The sequence below is a fragment of the Phocaeicola coprophilus DSM 18228 = JCM 13818 genome (genome assembly GCF_000157915.1).
GTDB lineage: Bacteria > Bacteroidota > Bacteroidia > Bacteroidales > Bacteroidaceae > Phocaeicola > Phocaeicola coprophilus.
In genome coordinates this window covers 46,018-52,099 of sequence record NZ_EQ973636.1, presented here as the reverse complement: position 1 = coordinate 52,099, position 6,082 = coordinate 46,018, and the positions used below count along the sequence as shown (strand labels likewise).

The window sequence follows — 6,082 nt, the reverse complement described above, 5'->3', positions numbered from 1 at the left end:
GGAGATAATAAGTTCTGCCATCCATAAATTAGTAATAAAAGATGTGGTTCTACATGCGGACAAAAAAATTGAAGCAACAAAAGAAATAATAAATAATAAATAAGAAATAACATTATGGATAATTCTATTAAACAAAATATAGCAGAATGCCATAATATAGTGAATCATATTCGTGGTTCTATATATAATGGAAATTGTAATCGTTGCTTTCAATGTGGAGAATTAAGTAAATTATATAGTGCACTTAGCAATTTATCAACAAGCATTAAGTCGAATTTACCTATTGAAGAAGTATTTATACAGAAATACTTACCCGCATTGATTGGAACGCCTAAAATCAAAATTGATAGTTTAATAGCTATTGAAGTTATCATCAATATCATAATGGCAAAGTATGATTTAAAAAATGTAAATCAAAAGAAAATATTCATTAGTCACTCTTCTAAAGATAAAGCTATCGTTCAATTATTTGTTGATGACATTCTGCAATTAGGAATAGGATTAAAACCAGAGCAAATATTTTGCACCTCTATTGAAGATATGGGTATTAAAAATGGAGAAGATATTAGGAAGCACATTCATAATAACATAAAGAATGCTGACTATTCTTTCTTGCTTATATCCAAAAACTATAAAGAGAGTGAGATTTGTTTGAATGAAATGGGAGCTGTTTGGGCTTATGATAACAATGTTAAGTTATATTTATTGCCTGATGCAAATTTTAAAAATATTGGTTGGTTGTGTGATACAAGAATTGCTGAAAGAATAGATAGTTCTATTTCTTTAGATGCATTACATGAACAGCTACAACGATATTATTCTTTGCAAAATACATCCATTACAAGTTGGAGTAGACATAGAGAAAAATTCCTTCAGGACATTAAACAGATTTAATTATAATACTGTATGTTTCAAGCAAATGTATATAAAATAATGATAGGTGCTCCTTCCGATATTAAAGAAGAAGTTAACATTGCAATAGATGCAATTTACCATTGGAATAATATTAATGCCGAAAAACAAAAAACTGTACTATTGCCATTGCATTGGTCTATTAGTGCATATCCTATAATAGGTATGCACCCACAAAAAGCAATTAATCAGCAAGTAGTAAATAAAAGTGATTTACTAATTTGCATATTTGGAGCCAAATTAGGCACTCCAACGCAAGATTACGCAAGTGGAAGTGTTGAAGAGATAGAAGAGCATCTAAAAGCTGGAAAGCCTGTAATGATATTTTTTAAGCAAGCTCTAAATATCAATGAAATCAATATTGAGCAAATTTCCCGTTTACAAAATTTCAAGAAGGAAATTGGACAAAAAGCTCTATATGAAGATTATAATAATGTTGATGAATTTAAACGAATCTTAGAAGATAAACTTTCTTTATGTATAAATGATAATTTTATAAAGGATAAAATCATTGTAAATGAATTAGAAGTTAATAATGAGATTTCTCACGAAGAGCTATCTGACTATGATAAAGCACGATTAAAATCGTGGACTTCTGTAGATAATCCTGATTTTTTTCAAGCCCATTTTATAGGAGGATGCATATACGGTTTAGGAGCTTCAAACCAGTATGAAATTAGAAGTGGGCGAGAAAAAATAGAATGGGATTCTTTTTTTGATAAACTATTAAAACTTGACCTTATTAAGATTAAAGGTTACGACAAGTACAATCACCCTATTTATCAATTAAAAGAATCAGCATATAAATATGTAGAAACACATAATTTATAAAATTACTTTATGCCAACCGAATCTCAAAACATAGAATTCAAAGAATCTTGGCGTGACGAATTTCTAAAATGGATATGCGGTTTTGCTAACGCACAAGGCGGTGTACTTTACATCGGCATAAAAGACAAAGGTGAAATATGCGGTGTGCAAGATACCAAAAAGCTGATGGAAGATATTCCTAACAAGGTACGTGAGCTACATAGAGTTTATTTTCCCTAACGACAAGCAAAGTTGGTTGCAAAAATATCGCCTTACGGCAAAAGGGTTAGCGTTGAAAGAGTGTTTGAGGAATAGCAAATAGCAATTTAGATAATAAACATGAACGAAGAAAATAAAATAATTCTATATCAGGACGATAACGAAATAACTCGTGTATCGGTACGTTTTGCTGACGAAGATTTATGGCTGACTCAGAGTCAGTTAGCAGAGATATATGACACATCACAACAGAATATTAGTCAGCATATAGACAATATCTATAAGGATGGAGAACTTATAGCAGAAGCAACTAACAAGAAATTCTTGTTAGTTCGTCAGGAAGGCAATCGTCAGGTAAGGCGTAATATAGACCATTACAACCTCGATATGGTTATAGCTTTGGGATATCGTGTCCAGTCTCAAATAGCAACACGCTTCCGGCGTTGGGCGACACAACGTTTGCATGAATATATTCAGAAAGGTTTTGCGATGGACGATGAACGGCTGAAACAGGGAGGAAACCGCTATTTCCGAGAGTTATTGCAGCGTATCAGGGATATTCGCAGTAGCGAACGAAATTTTTACCAGCAGGTTACGGACATATATGCTACAGCTACGGACTATGATCCTCGTAGTGAAATGACTAAAACTTTTTTCGCCACCGTGCAAAACAAACTGCATTATGCGGTTCATGAGAATACAGCTGCTGAGGTAATATATAACCGTGTGGACAATGAAAAACCGTTCGTCGGAATGACCAATTTCAAAGGTAATTACGTAACCAAAGATGATGTAAAAATTGCGAAAAATTATTTGTCAGAAATAGAGCTGCAACGGCTGAATCTGTTAGTTTCAGGATTTCTCGATTTTGCAGAATTCCAGGCATTGGAGATGAATCCTATGTCTATGAAGGACTGGATAGAAGCTCTTGACAATCAGATTATAGCTCACAAACGAAAAATCCTGATTGGTAAAGGTAATATTTCACATAAACAAGCCATAGAAAAAGCTGAAAAGGAATTTGAGATATACCGCAAGCGAGAAATGGATATGCTTGAAAGTGATTTCGACAAAGAGGTTAAAAGATTAAACAAGAAATAAAGTGATATTATAATATGAATAATGCAATTGATTTAGCCTTTCTTACGGCAAAAGTAGCTACATTAAAAGATGAGAAAGCAAAAATGATTGTTGAAGGTGCTTCTTTAGCATATAACATAGCTCAAGTTGCCCGTTTCCGTTCTATGATTGTGGAATTATTACAAATATGCAACTATATTGTGTACAAAGCTAGAATCACAGGAGGATGCACACAAGGAGAATATGATTTAGCTTTGGAATGCCAACGGCAAATTGAAGAATGCAACCAACAAATTGCCAAACACGGGACAATGACTGTGGTAGATGGTATATCTTTGCTTATGGATATGTTTGGTAATTTGAATAAAAAATGAATCGGTTGGAATCCCACACCGAGCTGAAGCAAAAACACAAGTCATCTGCTTGTATTTCAAAATAAAGCGTTACCTTTGTAGAGTAATAGGAAATCGACTCCGCAAGACACTGCAAAATATTGCAAGAATTTGGTGGAGCAATAGCGGGAGATTACTTCTTTAGCTAAAAGATACATCAAAGATATTCAGCCACTTATCGTTAGATTACGATTCCTGGTGGCACCACTTTGAAGAAAATAAAAGACAATGAAATCCTGATTTCCAAGCGAAATCGGGATTTTTTGTTTTCCAGCAGCATGTAAAAAACAAAAATATCACCGTTCGAGGTGGAGCAAAAGCAGGAATGGCGGCAATCATCAGCCGCATCTAAAATACGGACAATGCATGTAGTTCCATACGAATAATAAGCCGCAAATTCTGCGGTTAACTATCCGCAAAATATTTATTTACAGAAAAGCTGTGGCGCCTCATGTATATACGAACATAAAGAATGTACTTTCCTTTCGTGAAGCAAGAAACCTGGGAGTGAAAATACTGACCGCTCGACACTCCGACATCGAGTAGTACAATCCGCCAAATCGAGTAGTACGATTCGGCCTCAACGTACTACTCGATGAGACGGAAACGTGCGGTCGATTCGGTCTCAACGACCGCACGATTCCGGCCCATCTTCCAGACACCTTCAGAGGGTCTTCAGAAAGCCTTCGGGCTTTTAAAAAAACGTTTCGATGTTTCAGACAAAACGCTTCGGCGTTCTACTTAAAACGTTTCAGCGTTTTTTCAAACGAAAACTGCCCTGCACCAACCTTTCTTTTCAGGCTGTTACAGGGCAGACTTATTACAAGTAAATCCAGATATCTTTATTTTTTTGACACAACCGAGCAGGCTCCGGAAGTAATTTGCAAAGCTTCCGGATGTTCCTTGATATAGGACTCAATGTGACGGACACGCTTTTCTTCCAGAATTTCATCAACCGCAATCAGAATACCGGTTTCTTCCACATCTCCGAAGCCGTCATTGATAGCCGTACCAAACATACGCATCGTCGGCGACAGGCTCATGTAGGCATTTACCAGCGGCGGAATATTGTAGCCCAGTTTGCGGACTTCCGTATTCAGCACCTTGTAGTCTTCCTTGAACGTATCATAACAGAAAAGCTTTTCCAGTTCCGAGGTTTCCGTTTCTATCTGAAGAGGTTCCATCGGAGTTATCAGGTTGTCTTTGTCCGAGAAATGCTTCTTGAGGAAATACAGGATCATGTCGCGTCCGCGGTGACTGTAGCTGGGATACATGGTCATCTTTCCATAGAAATACTTCACATTCGGCTTAATGACCGTCAGGGCTCCCAGTCCATCCCACAAGTTGTCGAGTGCAAACAAACCTTTTGAACCGGCACGAGTGGACTGATATTCCAGTGTCACAAAAGAGCGTCCGAGCTCAATCGTCGTAGGAAGATACTCTTTCAGAAACTTTTCTGAGAAATTAAACATGTGTGCCGTAGCCAGTACAGGCTTACCCTGTGCATCAAATTCAACTTCATCTCCCAGTATATACCGATATCCCCCTAAAATTTCTTCCGCATCCGGATTCCAGACAATCAGCTGATGATATGGATTTTCCATCAAATCATATTCATCCAAGTCCAGTGCTTTTCCCGTACCGCCACCGGCTGCACGGAATGCAATCTCACGCAAACGTCCGATCTCCTTCAATACATTCGGAGCATTTTTCCACGTAACGATATAGATCTCGTTATGGCTCTTGTTCGTGAACCGCAGGCGTTTGTCTTCCGTAAGTTCCGACTTCAACACTTCCTTGTTAATCGGTGCAATAATATCTTCCATATATTTCTGTTAATAGCTTTTTCTCAAAGTTTATATACCAGTTCGCGCACATAGTCGGCCCATTCGGCAGCATTCCTTGACTTGTTGAAGGTTTGCCAGGGAATAGGCTTCCCGAAAGTCACCTTAAAGGTCTTGTGACGGTTCTTGTACATCTCATCGACCAGAAACAGCATTGCTACATTGAATTTCACTCCCAAAAACTTGCAGAGGTTCGCCAGATTGTAGAAGAAGTTAGAGTTTCTTCCTTCGAAATGAATAGGAACTACCATTCGCTCGGTCTCTACGCTCTTTACGATAAATGTCTTCTTCCAGGGCAAATCTTTGATAACTCCATGCTGACGGCGCGAACACAAACCGGCCGGAAACATAATGATATGATCATCCGAACGGAAACCGGCTTCCACCATTCTGGGGAAATCCCGCGACTGGGAACCCGTCTTGTTGATCGGAATGCAAAGAGGCGCAAGCCCATGCAAGTTCATCAACAGATCGTTGACCAGATACTTGATGCGGCCTCCATAGTGTTTCCCCAACACATAGCCTAGCGCAACTCCGTCCTGACCTCCCAGCGGATGATTGGAAACGAATGTACACAAGCCTTCAGACGGCAGGTTTTCAATGCCTTCCACTTCCAGCTTGATGTCCAGATATTCCATGCAAGCTTCCAGAAAGTCTACCCCCGACTTGTCAGCCGTACGGGTCAGAAAGGCATTTACCTCATCCTGATGGACAATGCGCTTGAGAAAGGACACGACAAAACGGGGAATCTTTTTGGCCTTTTCCCCTGCCTTATCCTTCAGGACCTTATCTATGTCAATTAAAAAAATAGAATTTTCAGCCATC

The 6,082-nt window shown here is 38.2% G+C and carries 6 protein-coding genes and 1 pseudogene; 5 read left to right on the top strand and 2 right to left on the bottom strand.

Annotated features, from left to right (window positions below; all coding sequences use genetic code 11):
- Positions 1-114: 114 nt before the first annotated feature.
- From BACCOPRO_RS17165 to BACCOPRO_RS05930, 5 genes and pseudogenes are all read left to right on the top strand, one after another.
- On the top strand, positions 115-894 hold the full coding sequence (locus BACCOPRO_RS17165; protein WP_008141850.1) for a toll/interleukin-1 receptor domain-containing protein: 780 nt from the start codon (positions 115-117) through the stop codon (positions 892-894).
- A 12-nt stretch (positions 895-906) separates the two neighbouring features.
- Complete coding sequence (locus tag BACCOPRO_RS05945) at positions 907-1,743, top strand: DUF4062 domain-containing protein (RefSeq protein ID WP_008141848.1); 837 nt, start codon at positions 907-909, stop codon at positions 1,741-1,743.
- A gap of 9 nt (positions 1,744-1,752) precedes the next feature.
- A pseudogene (locus BACCOPRO_RS05940) lies at positions 1,753-1,932 on the top strand (AlbA family DNA-binding domain-containing protein); the annotation flags it as partial.
- A gap of 129 nt (positions 1,933-2,061) precedes the next feature.
- Positions 2,062-3,042, top strand: a complete 981-nt coding sequence (locus BACCOPRO_RS05935; protein WP_008141844.1) for a virulence RhuM family protein — start codon at positions 2,062-2,064, stop codon at positions 3,040-3,042.
- Positions 3,043-3,056: 14 nt separating this feature from the next.
- The gene (locus tag BACCOPRO_RS05930) at positions 3,057-3,395 is read left to right on the top strand and encodes a hypothetical protein (protein WP_008141843.1); all 339 of its coding nucleotides are present in this window, start codon (positions 3,057-3,059) and stop codon (positions 3,393-3,395) included.
- A gap of 860 nt (positions 3,396-4,255) precedes the next feature.
- Here BACCOPRO_RS05930 and glsB read toward each other — a convergent pair.
- Positions 4,256-5,239: a glycine N(alpha)-acyltransferase GlsB gene (glsB, locus tag BACCOPRO_RS05925; RefSeq protein ID WP_008141839.1), complete on the bottom strand. Its 984-nt coding sequence runs from the start codon at positions 5,237-5,239 to the stop codon at positions 4,256-4,258.
- Between the two features lie 23 nt (positions 5,240-5,262).
- On the bottom strand, positions 5,263-6,081 hold the full coding sequence (glsA, locus tag BACCOPRO_RS05920) for a lyso-glycine lipid O-acyltransferase GlsA (RefSeq protein ID WP_008141838.1): 819 nt from the start codon (positions 6,079-6,081) through the stop codon (positions 5,263-5,265).
- Between the last annotated feature and the right edge of the window lies 1 nt (position 6,082).